Origin of the sequence: Prevotella aff. ruminicola Tc2-24 (genome assembly GCF_900110895.1) — a bacterium.
GTDB lineage: Bacteria > Bacteroidota > Bacteroidia > Bacteroidales > Bacteroidaceae > Prevotella.
The window spans coordinates 324,037-339,663 of record NZ_FOIQ01000003.1 but is presented as its reverse complement, the minus strand read 5'-3'; the positions used below and the strand labels follow the sequence as shown (position 1 = coordinate 339,663).

The 15,627-nt window shown below is 48.5% G+C and carries 10 protein-coding genes; 7 read left to right on the top strand and 3 right to left on the bottom strand.

Annotation, left to right across the window (positions count from 1 at the left end; translation table 11 throughout):
* The first annotated feature begins 140 nt into the window (after nucleotides 1–140).
* Nucleotides 141–3,137 (top strand): PEP/pyruvate-binding domain-containing protein, encoded by a 2,997-nt coding sequence (locus tag BMY63_RS07710; RefSeq protein WP_091915886.1) that lies wholly within the window; start codon nucleotides 141–143, stop codon nucleotides 3,135–3,137.
* A gap of 113 nt (nucleotides 3,138–3,250) precedes the next feature.
* Nucleotides 3,251–4,357, top strand: a complete 1,107-nt coding sequence (gene ald / locus BMY63_RS07705) for an alanine dehydrogenase (protein WP_091915884.1) — start codon at nucleotides 3,251–3,253, stop codon at nucleotides 4,355–4,357.
* On the opposite strand, the gene BMY63_RS07700 is transcribed toward ald, so the two are convergent.
* The 3 genes from BMY63_RS07700 to BMY63_RS07690 are packed head-to-tail and all read right to left on the bottom strand — an operon-like array spanning nucleotide 4,352 to nucleotide 7,961.
* Nucleotides 4,352–5,602, bottom strand: a complete 1,251-nt coding sequence (locus BMY63_RS07700) for a sensor histidine kinase (protein ID WP_091902115.1) — start codon at nucleotides 5,600–5,602, stop codon at nucleotides 4,352–4,354. The two genes, ald and BMY63_RS07700, sit on opposite strands and share 6 nt — an antisense overlap.
* On the bottom strand, nucleotides 5,599–6,942 hold the full coding sequence (locus BMY63_RS07695) for a sigma-54-dependent transcriptional regulator (RefSeq protein WP_091902113.1): 1,344 nt from the start codon (nucleotides 6,940–6,942) through the stop codon (nucleotides 5,599–5,601). Before BMY63_RS07695 ends, BMY63_RS07700 begins: the two co-directional genes overlap by 4 nt.
* On the bottom strand, nucleotides 6,939–7,961 hold the full coding sequence (locus tag BMY63_RS07690; RefSeq protein WP_091902112.1) for a YqiA/YcfP family alpha/beta fold hydrolase: 1,023 nt from the start codon (nucleotides 7,959–7,961) through the stop codon (nucleotides 6,939–6,941). The genes BMY63_RS07695 and BMY63_RS07690 overlap by 4 nt, the downstream gene beginning before the upstream one ends.
* Nucleotides 7,962–8,179: 218 nt before the next feature.
* Here BMY63_RS07690 and BMY63_RS07685 point away from each other — a divergent pair, with 218 nt between their 5' ends.
* From BMY63_RS07685 to BMY63_RS07665, 5 genes are all read left to right on the top strand, one after another.
* Nucleotides 8,180–9,508, top strand: a complete 1,329-nt coding sequence (locus tag BMY63_RS07685) for a TolC family protein (RefSeq protein WP_091902110.1) — start codon at nucleotides 8,180–8,182, stop codon at nucleotides 9,506–9,508.
* Nucleotides 9,509–9,520: 12 nt separating this feature from the next.
* Nucleotides 9,521–10,774 (top strand): efflux RND transporter periplasmic adaptor subunit, encoded by a 1,254-nt coding sequence (locus tag BMY63_RS07680; RefSeq protein WP_091902108.1) that lies wholly within the window; start codon nucleotides 9,521–9,523, stop codon nucleotides 10,772–10,774.
* 73 nt (nucleotides 10,775–10,847) lie between these two features.
* Nucleotides 10,848–12,686, top strand: a complete 1,839-nt coding sequence (locus tag BMY63_RS07675) for a MutS-related protein (RefSeq protein WP_091915794.1) — start codon at nucleotides 10,848–10,850, stop codon at nucleotides 12,684–12,686.
* Nucleotides 12,687–12,732: 46 nt separating this feature from the next.
* Complete coding sequence (locus tag BMY63_RS07670) at nucleotides 12,733–13,419, top strand: helix-turn-helix domain-containing protein (protein ID WP_091915792.1); 687 nt, start codon at nucleotides 12,733–12,735, stop codon at nucleotides 13,417–13,419.
* A gap of 98 nt (nucleotides 13,420–13,517) precedes the next feature.
* The gene (locus BMY63_RS07665) at nucleotides 13,518–15,560 is read left to right on the top strand and encodes a TonB-dependent receptor (RefSeq protein WP_091915790.1); all 2,043 of its coding nucleotides are present in this window, start codon (nucleotides 13,518–13,520) and stop codon (nucleotides 15,558–15,560) included.
* Nucleotides 15,561–15,627: the final 67 nt, after the last annotated feature.

Here is a 15,627-nt window from a genome sequence, read left to right as displayed (position 1 = left end):
GTGCCCGGAAGTTACTCTGCGTTCGAGAATATAAAGAAAAACATGTTTTCCTTTTGTATTTCTCTCGTTTTTCCGTACCTTTGCCATCAAAGATGGCGAGAAAACTCTGTATCATTGTCATCAGAATGTTTTGGAGCGATATGGACGAAGAAATCAAAATACCACAGGAGTGGAATAAATTCTATTTGAAAGATGTGTCGTTCGTCAACCTGATGACGAGGCGTATCTTCAATGTACTGATCGTCGCCAATCCCTATGACGCCTTTATGTTGGAGGATGACGGACGAGTCGACGAGAAGATCTTTGACGAGTATATGGAACTGGGTATGCGCTATCCGCCCACATTTACGCAGGTATCTACAACCGAGGAGGCCAACGAGGTTCTTCAGACGACGGATATCGATCTGGTGATCTGTATGCCAGGTAATGCCGATAACGATGCGTTTACCGTGGCACGTGAAGTGAAGGCCGCTCACCCTAGTATCCCCTGTGTGGTGCTTACTCCTTTCTCGCATGGTATCACGAAACGTATAGAAAACGAGGACATGTCAGTGTTCGACTATGTGTTCTGTTGGCTTGGTAACACAAACTTGATTGTGTCGATCATCAAACTGATAGAGGACAAGATGAATATTGAGCACGATATCAAGGAAGCAGGTGTACAGATGATTCTGCTCGTGGAGGATAATATCCGTTTCTACTCTTCTGTGCTCCCCAACCTGTATAACTATATCCTTGCCCAGTCGAAGCGTTTCTCTACCGAAGCCCTGAATCCACATGCCGCAGCTCAGCGCAAGCGCGGTCGGCCGAAAGTCGTACTGGCCACGAATTACGAAGAGGCCATGACGCTCTATGAGAAGTATCATGAGAACACGCTGGGTGTGATTAGTGATACCCGCTTTCCAATGCATAGCGTTCCTGGTCGTCTCTCTCATGTTGAGGAAGGCGATCCAGAGGCTGGTCTGAAACTCCTGAGAGAGATCAGGCGACGCGACGAGTATGTGCCTCTGATCCTCGACTCCTCCGAGACTATCAATCGTGCCCGTGCTGAGGCTGAAGGCTTCCATTTCATTGACAAGAACTCAACGAAGATGAACGTGGATTTGCATAAGCTGATGGAAGAGCATATGGGATTCGGTGACTTCATCTTCCGTGATCCAAAGACGAAAGAGGAGGTGGCGCGCGTATCGTCTCTGAAAGAGTTGCAGGATAATATTTTCAAGATTCCGAAAGACTCTATGCTCTATCATGTGTCGCGGAACCATATGAGTCGCTGGCTCTGTGCCCGTGCTATCTTCCCTGTCTCGGCCTTCCTGAAGCATGTTACCTGGCATAAACTGCAGGATGTCGATGCCCATAGGAAGATTATCTTCGACGCCATCGTACAGTATCGTCGTATGAAGAATATCGGTGTGGTAGCCGTGTTTGACCGTTTGAAGTTCGACCGCTATGCTCATTTTGCCCGTATCGGTGAAGGCTCCTTAGGTGGTAAGGGACGTGGTCTGGCTTTCCTTGATAATATCATCAAACGCCATCCGGAACTTAACCAGTATGAGAACGCGAGCGTGTCGATACCGAAGACAGTAGTACTTTGTACCGATTTCTTTGATGAGTTCATGGAGAAGAACAACCTCTATCCCATCGCTTTGAGTGATGCATCTGATGACGAGATATTGCAGCAGTTTATGAAAGCTCAGTTACCTGATTCTTTGATTGCCGACTTCTTTACGTTCTTCGATGCTGTGAAGTCACCGATAGCCGTGCGTTCGTCGTCGTTGCTTGAAGACTCTCACTACCAGCCGTTTGCTGGCATCTATTCTACTTATATGATTCCTTATCTCGATGATAAGTATGAGATGCTGAGGATGTTGGCCTGTGCCATCAAGGGTGTCTATGCCTCTGTCTACTATAAGGACTCAAAAGCCTATATGCTCGCAACACAGAACGTTATCGATCAAGAAAAGATGGCGGTGATCCTCCAAGAGGTGGTGGGCAAGCAATATGGTGACCTCTACTATCCGAACTTTTCGGGAGTGCTCCGCTCACTCAATTACTATCCTATTGGTGAAGAGACGGCTGAGGAGGGTATCGCATCTTTGGCCCTTGGACTAGGTAAGTATATTGTGGATGGCGGACAGACCTTGCGCGTTTCGCCTTACCATCCGACTCAGGTATTACAGACGAGCGAGATGGAAACTGCACTGAGTGAGACGCAGACGCGCTTTTATGCCCTCGATATGAATCATGTCGGCGATGATTTTAAGGTTGACGATGGTTTCAATATCAAGAAGCTTCGTGTGAAGCAGGCTGATGCTGATGGCTCGTTGACTTTTATTGCCTCGACCTTTGATCCGGTAGATCAGGTAATCCGTGATGGTATCTATGAGGGGGGGCGTAAGATTATCTCCTTCTGCGGACTCCTTCAACACGGGGTGTTCCCCCTGCCTGAACTGCTCCAGATGGTGCAGAAGTTCGGTTCTGAGGAGATGCGCCGACCTGTTGAGATTGAGTTCGCATGTAATCTGAACAACGATCGTACCGGAGAATTCTACCTGCTACAGATCCGCCCGATTGTTGATAGTAAGCAGATGCTTGACGAGGATCTGTTGCAGATTTCCGATGAACGCTGCCTGCTCCGCTCGAATAACTCGCTTGGGCATGGTATCTCGGAGGATGTAGTGGATGTGGTCTATGTAAAAACCGATGACGACTTTACGGCTGTCAATAATCCAATCATAGCCGACCATATAGAACAGATCAACCGTAAGTTCCTGAATGAGGGGAAGAACTATGTGCTGATTGGGCCGGGGCGTTGGGGATCCAGCGACTACTGGCTGGGTATCCCCGTAAAGTGGCCGCATATTTCTGCTGCTCGTGTTATCGTGGAGTCGGGTTTGAAGAACTACCATGTCGATCCTTCTCAAGGGACACACTTTTTCCAGAACCTCACATCTTTTGGTGTCGGCTATTTCACCATTAATACCTACACGGGTAACGGCGTGTTCCAGAAGGAGGTACTTGATGCCATGCCTGCCGTAGAAGAGACGGAATATGTGCGTCATGTGCGTTTCGATTGTCCGCTGAAGATTATGATGGACGGTAAGAAACAACACGGCGTTGTCCTACTGCCGGAATAAAAGAATTCCCTGCTTGGCAAAAGCAGGGAATTTTTTTATTCTTAAGAACAATATATGAATATTTTTCGTATCTTTACACCCAGAATAGAGTGTTTAACAAAAATCGTAAAGATATGAAAGTAGGAATTCCAAAGGAGATCAAGAACAATGAGAACCGCGTGGGAATGACGCCGGCTGGTGTAGCCGAATTAGCACGCCGCGGTCATGAGGTGAGTGTGCAGCACACGGCCGGTGAAGGCAGTGGTTTCTCTGATGATGACTATGTGGCTGCCGGTGCGCGGATCCTGCCGACGATGGAGGCGGTGTATCGTGAAGCCGACATGATTGTGAAGGTGAAAGAGCCTATTGAACCTGAATATGGACTTGTGAAACCGGGGCAGCTACTCTTTACTTATTTCCATTTCGCATGTGAGAAGGAGCTGACGGATGCTATGTTGAAGAGCGGTGCCGTCTGTCTGGCATATGAGACCGTGCAGTTACCGAACGGTTCACTGCCCTTGTTGCAGCCAATGAGTGAGGTGGCAGGACGTATGGCAACCCTCAATGGTGCCTATTACCTGCAAAAGACAAAAGGTGGCAAGGGTAAACTGATCAGTGGCGTTCCCGGTGTGTCGCCTGCAAAGGTGTTGGTGCTTGGTGGTGGTATCGTCGGTGAAGCGGCTGCGCTGATGGCTGCCGGTCTTGGTGCTGACGTGACGATTGCCGATATCTCGCTGCCTCGTCTGCGTCAACTTGATCTTGAGACCCCTTCCAATGTGCACACGCTCTATTCGTCGGAACATCATATCCGTCAGTTGTTGCCGACGGTTGATATCGTCGTGGGCTCAGTGTTAGTGCCGGGCGACAAGACCCCGCATCTGATAACAAGGGATATGCTCCGACTGATGGAACCGGGAACGGTGCTTGTCGATGTGGCTATCGACCAGGGTGGTTGTTTCGAGAGTTCCCGTCCAACAACCCACAGCGATCCTGTCTATGTGGAGGAGGGTATTGTGCACTATTGCGTGGCAAACATTCCTGGCGCAGTGTCTCATACCTCGACATTGGCTCTGACGAACGCTACGTTGCGTTACGCGCTCGCTCTTGCCGACAAAGGCTGGCGACAGGCCTGCAAGGATGATTCGGCATTGGCAAAAGGACTAAACGTAGTGAACGGAAAGGTTACCTATAAGGCTGTAGCCGATGTGTTCGGCCTGCCCTACGAACCAATCGTCTTATAGGAATGTAAGTGAGAAGGTTGTGCGGCGGTGCGTACTATCACTCTTGAGTGTCAGCGTACCGCCGCTCAGTTTCATAATCTGACGGGAGATGCTGAGGCCTATACCAGATCCTTTTTCCTTAGTAGTGAAGAAAGGTACGAAGATATGTTCGGCAACATCCTGTGGTATCAGTGGGCCGTCGTTGGCGATGTCGATAACAACAGCATCGTCTTGGTTGCTGTAAGCATGAAGCCAGATATGAGATCCTTCGCCCGAGGTGGTGATGGCTTGGATGGCATTCTTGAATAAGTTGGTGACCACATGGCCGATGAGCCCCTCGTCTGCATAGACCAATAGGTCCAGTGGCTCGGTGTCGATGGAAATGTCGATATTCTGAGCGCCAGTCTGTTCCTGGGCAATGTGCCGCATCCGTTCTGCGAATTGTTTGACATAGAATAGGCTTGGCTGTGGAGTCGGGATATGGGTGAGTCGTCTGTAGTTCTCCACGAAGGCCGTCAGACCGGCACTAGTGGTGTGGATGACCTCTAATCCGTCTTTTACCTCGCCATCTGCGATTTTTCCAAGTAGTGTCTCGCTGAGACTGGTGATTGGTGTGACGGTGTTCATAATCTCATGGGTGAGTACTCGGATGAGTTTGTTCCATGACTCCATCTGATTGTCGTCCATCTCTGAGTTGATGTCGTTGAGGGCGATGATACGCACTTGTTTCCCTTTGATGGTGGCAGAAGAGGCACGGATGCTCAGTTCTACATTCCCGCGCTCGTTAAGGAACGTGGCATGAGACTTCTCACCTGGTTGGATGGTGCTGATAACTTTCTCTATCTGTTCTCCGATACGGGAGAGTTGTTTGGTGTGCGTCAGGATCTCCATCCCTAATAAGCGTAGTGCCTCGTGGTTGCTCTGAAGGATATTCCCTTTCTCGTCGACAACAATGATGCCCGTGTTCACCTGATTGATAATCAGTTCATAATACTTCTCACGTTCTAGTGCCTCGGTTCGTGCATCTTGCATGATTCGAGTAATGCGGTTGAGGGCTGCATTCATGCCGATCTCACGAGAGGAAGATCCGCCTAGTCTTAATATGGAGTCGCCTATTCGTTGTTTCTCCAAGAATTTAAAGGAATAGTCGCCCGCTGAAATCGCGTCAAGAAGGAAGTTCGTTTTCTTGGTACTTTGCTGTCGTTCATGGCGCAGCATGATGACAAGGATCAGACACAGGACGGCGAGGACAATCGTGATGATCATAGGCCGTATCGTTTAATCTTGTTGTAAAGTGTCTGTCGGGAGATGCCCAGCCGGTTGGCAACGAAGGAGAGGTTGCCTTCGCATTCGCGGATAGCTCGGGCTATCTGCTCGCGTTCCATCTCCTCGAGGGTCTGAGGAACACCCTCCCCTGATAGTCCGACTTTCTCGGATGGTCCGATCAGTTCGATGTCGGCAGATGCAATGACGGGGTGGTCACAGAGGATGACCGTCTTCTCAATAGTATGCTGAAGCTCACGGATATTTCCCGACCAATAGTGATTAGTCAACTTCTCCTCTGCATCCTTATCAAAAGAGATGTCGTTCTTATTATATTGCTCAGCATATTTCTGGAGAAACAACTTTGCTAAAGGAACGATATCTTTTCGACGTTCCCGTAGGGCAGGAAGTCTTAAGTGGATAGTGTTGATTCGGTAGAGCAGATCCTCGCGGAATTGTTGTTGACGTACCATCTCCGGTAGGTCACGGTTGGTGGCGCATATAAGACGTACGTTGATGGGAATCTCTTTCGTGCTACCAAGGCGCACGACGGTGCGGCGTTGGATGGTGGTCAGCAGTTTGGCCTGTAAGGCATACGAGAGGTTTCCTATCTCATCGAGGAAGAGCGTGCCGCCTTCTGCCTGCTCAAATTTACCTGGCTGATCAGTATGTGCGTCGGTATAGGCCCCCTTCATATGTCCGAACAACTCACCTTCAAACAAGGTCTCCGTAATGGCACCCATGTCGATTGGCATCATCGGTCCACCATTACGCGCAGAGAGTCTATGGATCTCGTTGGCCAACATCTCCTTACCTGTTCCATTTTCGCCGGTGATGAGGATATTCGCATCAGTGATGGCGACTTTCTCAACCATGATACGGAGTTGTTGCATCGTTTCGCTCTCGCCCCAGTACATCTGACTCTGATGCTTGACGACTGAGATCTGTGGGGTGTGAGCGGTCTTGGCATAAGCGTCGCTAAGTGTTTGTATCATCTTGGCATTATCGAAAGGCTTGACAATGAAATCTGCGGCTCCTTCCTTCAGCCCGTTTACGGCGAGTTCGATGTCTGCATAGGCCGTGAAAAGGACCACCTGCGTGTCGGGTTGTAATTTCTTGATCTCACGGAGCCAGTAGAGTCCTTCATTACCTGTGTTGATGCCGCTACGGAAATTCATGTCGAGTAGTACTACGTCGGGATGCTTCTCTCTGAGTGTTGCGGGTATCGCATTAGGGTTGGCCAGCATGAAGATGTTTTGGAAGGTATCTTCAAGCAGCATTTTAACAGTGGTAAGGATGTTACGGTTATCATCGACGATGAGTAATGTTCCTTTCTTCTTCATTGTCCTTTAAGTCTGGTAAAAAAGTCAATAATATGATCCCAAGTCTTGAATGTGTCTGAACCGAACTGGATCAGTGTCGCCATACCTTCGGTCTTTTCCGCATCTATCAGATAGTCGCCGTAGAGTAGATGCTTCTGATTGGTAAAAACGGTATGTCCATATGCTGGTACGTTAATATATTGGTAAAGCCATTGGTTGATCTCAGTATAGTAGGGAGATTCTACTGGGGCTGGAGACACAAAGAACAACTGGTAGTTCTCAAGTAGCAGTCGGACAGCTTTCTGCGATGAACTTTGTGGTTTCATTCTCGATATCGGTTCGCCAACGCCTTGCCATTTCTCGATGAGCGTGTTCACGTCAATGTAGACAATCGGACGTTCACGTCCTTCCTGTTGGTCGTCTATCCAACGAATCACAGGTATGACGGCATGCATAAACGAGTTGTCGTTCATACGATGCTCTCCGTGGAATCGGATGGCTGTGTTGTAGTGCGCGTGGAACAAGTCATAAGTGTTCACCGTGGTGTCCTCGTCGCCAAAGAGGCCCCAGACATGTCTCTGTTCCTCGGGGGTGATTCCCTCGAAACAATGTTCGGTCATCTCTTTATATTCTTTTACCAGAGCCTTAGTGACGATGAAATCCTGCACTCCATCCTGTCTGGGATTGGAGAAATGTTGTGCTCCGATCATTCCATGGTCTTTCATCGTGTCACCCATCTGCAGGGCGGGGTTTACAAGGATGCGGTCGTAGCCGTAGAGCATCTCCGTATACATGCCGCCCATGGAGGTGCCGATGATGAGGTCTGGCTGTTCGGTGGTGCAGATACGACGTAGCAAGTCTATCGCTTCCTGTGGACGGATCGGCAGGTCAGGCGCGATGACCATCGCATGGGGCAGAACCTCACGGATACGGTCGACAGTCCCAGACTGTCCACTGCTTCCGAAACCATGGACATATAGTATCTTCTTCCCTTTCATCAGCTCGGGAAACTGTTTGATATATTGGTTTATCTGTTCCATTAAATCATGATAGTTTGCAACTGATGTCGCAAAGTTACGAAGATTTTACGAATAAAGGGAGACTAAGGGCGTATTTTCTTTCACGATGTCCAGAATTTAGACGGCACGTGTCCAATTATTGGACATCAAAAAGATGACGGAATTTTGTAAATGCCTGAATATCAGTGTAGCGTCTTGTTTGGCATGGCTTTTGATAGTATAAACAGAAAAGAAACAATATGAGAAAAAAGATAATCGTTTTGTCTGTTATGATGACCATGATCGCATCGGGTCATGCCCAGACAGAGTCAAGTGAGAAGAGTTGGACGATGGATGATTGTATCCGCTATGCCATCGTTCATTCTACCAATGTACGGCGGAAGGTCATGGAGGAAAAAATTGCCAAAACCGAAGTGCAGACCGTGTTGAGTGACTTCCTTCCCTCTGTGACGGGTAACGTGAACGGACAGTATTCCTGGGGGCGTAATATTGATCCGGAAACGAATATCTACAATAACTATACCACATTTAATAATTACTATAGTCTTTATGCCACTCTTACTGTGTTCGACGGCGGACAGACTATTAACCGATTCCGGCAGGCGAAACTGCTTCGTCGACAAGGACAGACCCAGTTGCAGCAGGCGAGTGACGATAAAGCCATCGAGGTGATGCAGAAATTCGTGGATGTCGTCTATGCACAGCGATGTGTGGAGTTGGCCAGCGAGAAGTACGATGAGAGCACCCGTCTGCTGATGAAGACGAAACGTATGGAGGAGTTGGGCATCAAGAGTCTGCCCGATGTGGCATTGGTTGAGTCGCAGGTGGCAGAGGATGACTATAACCTGACACATAGCCGGAACCAATTCCAGACCGCAATGCTTGCCTTGAAGAGTGTGATGAATTATCCTGTGGACGACAGTCTGGCGGTGTCGTATCACCCTTCTGGGGAAGTAGAGGTTCCTCGCATCTCTGATGATATTTATACCTATGCCTTGCAGAACAACCCGAAAGCTGTGTCGGCTCAGATGAATGTCCGCAAGGCTGAATTCGATCATATAATTGCAAAAGGGCGGTTGTTGCCATCTCTTTCCCTTCAGGCATCTGTCTCCACCGGCTATTTCCGTAATATCTCTGGTGGAGGCTCCGCCCCGCCCTTTCATACGCAGTTCTGGGATAACGTTGGTGAGGGGTTAGCGGCATCCCTATCATTGCCGCTTTTCGAGTTCTCACGATATAAGAATGTGCGTAAAGCGAAGCGGAATATTGAACTTGCTCAGCTTGAACGTGAAGAGACGATGCGTCAGCTCCACGATGATATCACTCAGGCTGTACTCGATTGTGAGGGATATGCGAAGGAGGTGGAGAAGATGGCACGTAAGGTTGAAAGCGACTCTCTCGCCTATCATCTCTCCTATCGCAAGTACGAGGAAGGTATGCTCTCAACCTTTGAACTACGTACCTCGTCGAATACGTTGCTCGACTCCCGCATCCGTCTGCTCCAGATGCAGATGATGTATATTATCAAACGTAAACTTGTGAACTATTATAAAGGTGAAGGAATATAAAGAATAACAGATATGGATAAGATTATTGAGAAAAACAGACGATTCTACATCAAGAAGTATGGGCCTTATGCCATTGGCGGAATGGTGTTCGTGATTCTATTGGCATGGCTCGGCATCAGCAACTATACTTCGGTGCTGAAAGTTGATCGCCGCGGACTAGGCATTGGTGAGGTGAAGAACGAACAGTTTAACGATTATGTATCGCTTGACGGACAGGTGGCGCCGATTCAGGTCGTACAGTTGTCTCCTGAAGAGGGAGGCATCGTGACGGAGCGTGTCGTGGAAGAGGGGGCTCATGTGAATAAGGGTGATATCCTTGTGCGTCTATCTAACTCCAACCTCGACCTACAGATCTTACAGGCGGAGAGCGAGTTGGCCGAGAAACAGAATATGCTCCGTAATACACAGATTTCGATGGAACAGGACCGGTTGAACAATCAGAATGAGAAACTCTCCTTGGAGATGGATATGCAGCGCAAACAACGTGAGTATAATCAACAAAAGCGGTTGTATGACGAACGGCTGACGGCCAAGGAAGACTATCTGAAATCACAAGAGGACTATGAGCTCTCGCAGAAGAAACACCAGTTGATTACCCGACGACTGGCTGAGGACGACAAGTTCCGCAAAGCGCAGGTGGATCAGATGCAGGACAATCTTGATGCCATGCGTAAGAATGTGTTGTTGGTTCGGGAACGTAAGGAGCATCTGAATATCCGCTCTCAGATCTCGGGTGAGGTGGGCTTGCTTGATGTGGAGCTTGGTCAGAATATTCAGCCAGGACAGAAAATAGGTGTTGTTAACGATCTCTCTGACTATAAAGTGCAGGCGAAAGTAGACGAGCATTATATCGACCGCGTGCATCAAGGACTCACTGCCACCTTCGAACAACAGGGTAAGCGTTATACGCTGAAAGTTCGTAAAGTATACCCAGAGGTGCGTGAAGGACACTTTAAGGTTGACTTCGTCTTTGATGGTGAACGCCCGAAGAATATCCGTACGGGTCAGACCTACTATGTCGATCTGCAGCTTGGTGCCTCGAAGAAAGCCCTTATAATTCCCAAAGGAACCTTTTATAGCGTCACAGGCGGACAGTGGATTTTCGTGCTTGACAGGAGTGGCGAACGTGCCTACCGTCGCAATATCCGTATCGGTCGACAGAACCCGCAGTACTATGAGGTGCTCGAAGGTCTGGAGCCTGGTGAGAAGGTGATTGTCAGCGGTTACGAGGCTTACAAGGACAACGAGATCCTCAAACTGCAATAGATTGTTAAAGAACGGTATCTTATCCTAATGCCAGGCAGATGTTTCGGAGGAAATAATTACCTTTGTCTGTAATATGGACAAAGAGCAAAGAAAGCAGTTCTACCAGCAACAGGCGGAGAATCTGGCTGTAGAGATACGGAGACTTAGGAAACGGAACACGACATTCGTCATCGCAGAACTGGTGTCGTTTGCCTTGATAATAGTGTCGGTCGTGGCATATCTCTCTACAGATACGGGGTACACCTGTTTGTATCTGGCAGTGCTGATGTTGATGGCGTATATCGTAATCCGCAGGCAGGATGTAAGAAATAGTGACCGAACGGAGAGACTGGAGAATACCCATCGGGTCTATCAGAAAGAACTCGCTTATCTGGATAAGAATTTCAGTGTGTTTGGTGATGGAGAGGACTATGTTGATCCTCAGCATCCATATTCGTTCGATCTGGATGTTTTCGGGCGTGACTCGTTATTCAACCGCGTTAACCGCACAATCACGACAGGGGGTAGCGACTGGTTGGCTAATGAATTCAAGAATGAACAGGATGACTGGTCTTGTCAACAGATATCAGACAAACGGGAGGCTATCCGTGAGTTGGCGGAGGCAGAACCTTTGCGTACCCGTTTCTTGTCGTACGGTCAGCAGTCGGTTATCAACACAGACGAGGTGTTGAAAGCCCTGCAGGGGATAGGGAAGGTGCGCCTGCCTAGATGGCCCCAGTCGTTAATCTCATGGCTGGTTGTATGCGTGGCTATTGCAGGACTCCTTCTGTCCATCGTACTGGCCTGTCTTGGAACCATTGCTGCAAAAATCCCTATTATCTGGATGGTGGCTCAGTTCTGTATTGTCTATGTCCTTCATGTGCGGACGTTGAGAGAGGCTGATAAGGCAGTCAACAAGATCCATCAACAGTTGAGCAAGTATATCGCACTAATCTTACTCATTGTCCACTCCGACCTGAAGAGTAAGGTGAACAGGGACATTGTCGCAGAGTTGGGAGGAGAGGGGCATGGAGCGCTGACCTCATTTGCGGAGTTACAAAGAATCCTTGACGGACTGGACAGACGAGGCAACCAACTGGGACTCTTCCTGACCGATGCCTTTGCTTGTTCCGACTATTTTCTGGTACGGCGTTTCCTTCGTTGGCGGGAGCATGATCTTTTCCGGATAGAAGACTGGATTAAAGCCGTGAGTCATTTCGATGCTTTGGTGTCTATGGCAACATTCCGTTACAACGAACCGTCGGCAATAGATGCAGAGATTGTTGAATCTGACAAGGTGATCTATGAAGCAGAAAGTATTTCGCATCCGTTCCTCGGTAGTCAGGCTGTCGCGAACGACTTTAACCTAAGTGATGGTCATTATTATATCATCACAGGTGCGAATATGGCGGGAAAAAGTACATTCCTTCGCACGATCGGTGTGAACTATATCCTTGCCGTATGCGGAATGCCTGTGTTTGCTAAGCGACTGAAGGTGTCGGTATTCTCGTTGTTCAGTAGCATGCGAACGACAGACGATCTGACACATGGCATCTCCTATTTCAATGCTGAGTTGATACGTTTGCAGCAACTGATAAGGTATTGTAAACAGAATCATCATACTCTTATCATCCTCGATGAGATCCTTAAAGGTACAAACTCACTTGACAAACTTAACGGATCACGTCTGTTCCTCCAGTCAATCTCAGATCTCCCCGTCACAGGCATCGTTGCTACCCATGACCTTGAACTGTCACGGATGGCCGACTGTCAGTCTGGGCGCTTCCACAACTTCTGTTTTGAGATCCAGCTCTCCGATGAGATTACCTATACCTATCATATTACCGAAGGGGTTGCCCGCAATCAGAACGCCACGTATTTGCTAAAGAACATATTACAAGAGCAAGACCTTTGGCGGACAGAACAAGTATAAGGAAGACCAAGAATAAAATAATTTATCATATCAATGATATAAACGGATGAAACAGAGACATGCAGTCATCATACTCTTTGCCCTGATCGTGGTGACGGGGCTGACGAGTTTCAGTAGTTATCGGGCGACGGAGCGCCTAGTAGAGAATGATATGAAAACGGCGCTGACTAAGACATTGGCAGCGCAGGGGAGCGATGTTATCAGTAGCGACACAATTCAGGTGTTCAATAGTTACTTGCAGATTTCACAACTGCGAGGTAAGGCCCTGTTGGCTGTGGATACCTGTCAGAAGGGGTTTTGCCCGAAGGCCCGATGCTCGGTGGCAACCATCTTCTCTATATCGGAGCAGAGACCGGCGACGGTGCTGTGGACGTTGACATTGCTATGGGGTATGTTCTGTCTGTATCGCAGACAACCGGTCTCCATACAGTCTCAACCTATAGTCTGTTATGGCGGAATCACTTATTCTGAGACTGACGGACATTTTCTCAACCAAGTAGGTGAGCGTATCAGACTGACGCCGATGCAGCAACAGTTGATGGAACTCTTCTTCCGTGCTCCTGGTCATACGCTCTCGAAGACGGAGATCTGTGATACCCTTTGGCCGAAGAAGGAGGATGCGAGTGAGACACTTTACACCCTTGTACGTCGACTTAAACCCATCATCGAACAGCATTCAGACCTGAAGATCGAGGTCGAAAGGGGACGCGCCTATGAATTGAAAGTCAGATAGTTGCAGGACTGTCATGTAAATATCAGACAAATGTCAGACAGATTCTTCCCTTAAGAGACAATCTCTTCATACCTTTGCTGGAAAAAACAGTGAAGCATATGAAGAGATTACTTTTTTTACCTCTGTTGACGGTCGTGTTGACCATCACGGCACAGAATGAGGAAAATGCGAAAGAAATTGAATTGAAAGGGGTGACCGTGCAGGGTGCCCGGATGGTACAGCGTACAGACGGCCTGTGGTTATATCCTACGCGCCAACAGATTGCGGGATCGACTAATGGTTACTCGTTGCTGTCGAAACTCGCGTTGCCCCATCTCCGTATCGACCCGACGATGCACACCATCACGGCATTGAGTAATACAGGCTCTGTCCAGGTGCGTATCAATGATATGATTGCGTCACAGGAAGACTTGCTGTCACTTGATGTGAGGACCGTGGAGCGTGTCGAGTATCTAGATAATCCCGGAGTGCGTTATGGAGAGGATATCGCCTATGTGGTGAACTTCATGGTGAAGAAACCTGTTAGTGGCTATGTGATAGGTTCCGACCTGACGAATACGCTTACCACGGTGAATGGTAACGAGACCGTCTATGGTAAGGTGAACAGCGGCAAAAGTGAGCTCGGAGCCAGCTATTCATTGAAATATCAGAACTTCAAAGGGATAGAGTATAAAGAGCATGCGACCTATGAACTGGAGTCGGGAGAAAGCCGACAGATTCATCGTCAACAGTTGGAGGGACAGAACAAGAGTTTGCGTCATCAAACCCAGTTGACTTACAATCTGAGTGACTCCGATTATGTGTTCCAAACGAAGCTCAGTCTTCAACGAGACATTAGCCCTCATAGAGCCTATAGCCGTACGCAGATAGAAAATGGTACTTACGATGAACATTCGTCTTCGTGTACCACCTCTCCTGTGCTCGACCTCTATCTTCACCGCAACTTCGCCCATCAACAATCGTTAACAGCCAATGTCGTAGGTACCTATATCGATAGTAATCAATATGCCGAGAGGAACGAGGGCGGCGATTACCACTATACGGTACAAGGACAGACTTATAGTCTTTGGGGCGAGGCTATTTACGAGAACCGCCTGCAGCCCTTCACTCTCTCTGCGGGTGTTCAGTATGGGCAGAAATATGTGCACAACCGGTATGAAGGTGATACCGATGCCTTGAACGATATGCGTTCTTCGGGTATCTATCTCTTCGGTCAGTTGAAAGGTCATCTTGGTAAACTCGGTTATATGGCAGGACTTGGCGCGAGCACCCGTTATTACCGGCAGGGCAAGAACGACCATCGTTTCTGGTTGTTCCGACCCAAACTTACTGTGACCTATCCACTGGCGAGTGGTCTCAAGGTGAAATATGACTTTGAGGTGTCGCAGCACGTCTCACAGATAGCCCTTGTGAGCGATGTGAGCATCAAACAGAATGCCTTGGAGACACTTGTCGGCAATCCGGACATCCGCCCGAATCGTATGACGGCCCATAATCTGCGCCTGACATATTCGACACCGCGTCTGACAACGGAACTGCAGGGCTATTATCGTCTGAACGCCAACTGTAATATGGAACGATATACCCGTCGGGATGGTCATTTCTATCAGACGCAGACAAACGCAGACAACTCATGCAGTTTCTTTTTCATCCAGGATTATAACCGTTGGGATGTGGTGCCGGAAATCCTTTCTGCTACTATCTATGGAGGACTCTATCGTTTCTTCAACTTCACCGACGACTATTGCCATACCTATACCACCTTCAACGGCGGTGCCGGTCTTGAGGCCTATTTGGGCCAGTGGACATTGACGGCCGATGTGGATAATGGGTGGAACTTCATGGAAGGGGAGCATCGGGGACATCAAGCGCCCGCGTGGTATTTTACAGCCTCATACCGCCTCAGTCAACTTACGCTCTCACTTTATGTCCAGCATCCCTTCTGTAAGCGCCCACTCTCCAACAAGGCCGAAGTGTTCAATCGCTATATCCGGAAAGAGATGACGATGCATAACCGCGACTTTGGTAATATGATCACCTTTAACCTCTCATGGACCATCTCGTCTGGTCGTAAGTACCGGGATATCCAGCGTACGATGAACCATCGTGATACAGATACCGGTATCTTGCAAAACGACTAATTCTATGCGAGGGTTTTTACTCCTGTCAGTGCTCGGCTGATGAGAGCGAGGCATGGGAGTTAAGGAT

Excerpts from the sequence above, each read along its gene's own strand:
- BMY63_RS07710 (WP_091915886.1), top strand. The coding sequence starts at position 141 with ATGGACGAAGAAATCAAAATACCACAGGAGTGGAATAAATTCTATTTG.
- ald (WP_091915884.1), top strand. The coding sequence starts at position 3,251 with ATGAAAGTAGGAATTCCAAAGGAGATCAAGAACAATGAGAACCGCGTG.
- BMY63_RS07700 (WP_091902115.1), bottom strand. The coding sequence starts at position 5,602 with ATGATCATCACGATTGTCCTCGCCGTCCTGTGTCTGATCCTTGTCATC.
- BMY63_RS07695 (WP_091902113.1), bottom strand. The coding sequence starts at position 6,942 with ATGAAGAAGAAAGGAACATTACTCATCGTCGATGATAACCGTAACATC.
- BMY63_RS07690 (WP_091902112.1), bottom strand. The coding sequence starts at position 7,961 with ATGGAACAGATAAACCAATATATCAAACAGTTTCCCGAGCTGATGAAA.
- BMY63_RS07685 (WP_091902110.1), top strand. The coding sequence starts at position 8,180 with ATGAGAAAAAAGATAATCGTTTTGTCTGTTATGATGACCATGATCGCA.
- BMY63_RS07680 (WP_091902108.1), top strand. The coding sequence starts at position 9,521 with ATGGATAAGATTATTGAGAAAAACAGACGATTCTACATCAAGAAGTAT.
- BMY63_RS07675 (WP_091915794.1), top strand. The coding sequence starts at position 10,848 with ATGGACAAAGAGCAAAGAAAGCAGTTCTACCAGCAACAGGCGGAGAAT.
- BMY63_RS07670 (WP_091915792.1), top strand. The coding sequence starts at position 12,733 with ATGAAACAGAGACATGCAGTCATCATACTCTTTGCCCTGATCGTGGTG.
- BMY63_RS07665 (WP_091915790.1), top strand. The coding sequence starts at position 13,518 with ATGAAGAGATTACTTTTTTTACCTCTGTTGACGGTCGTGTTGACCATC.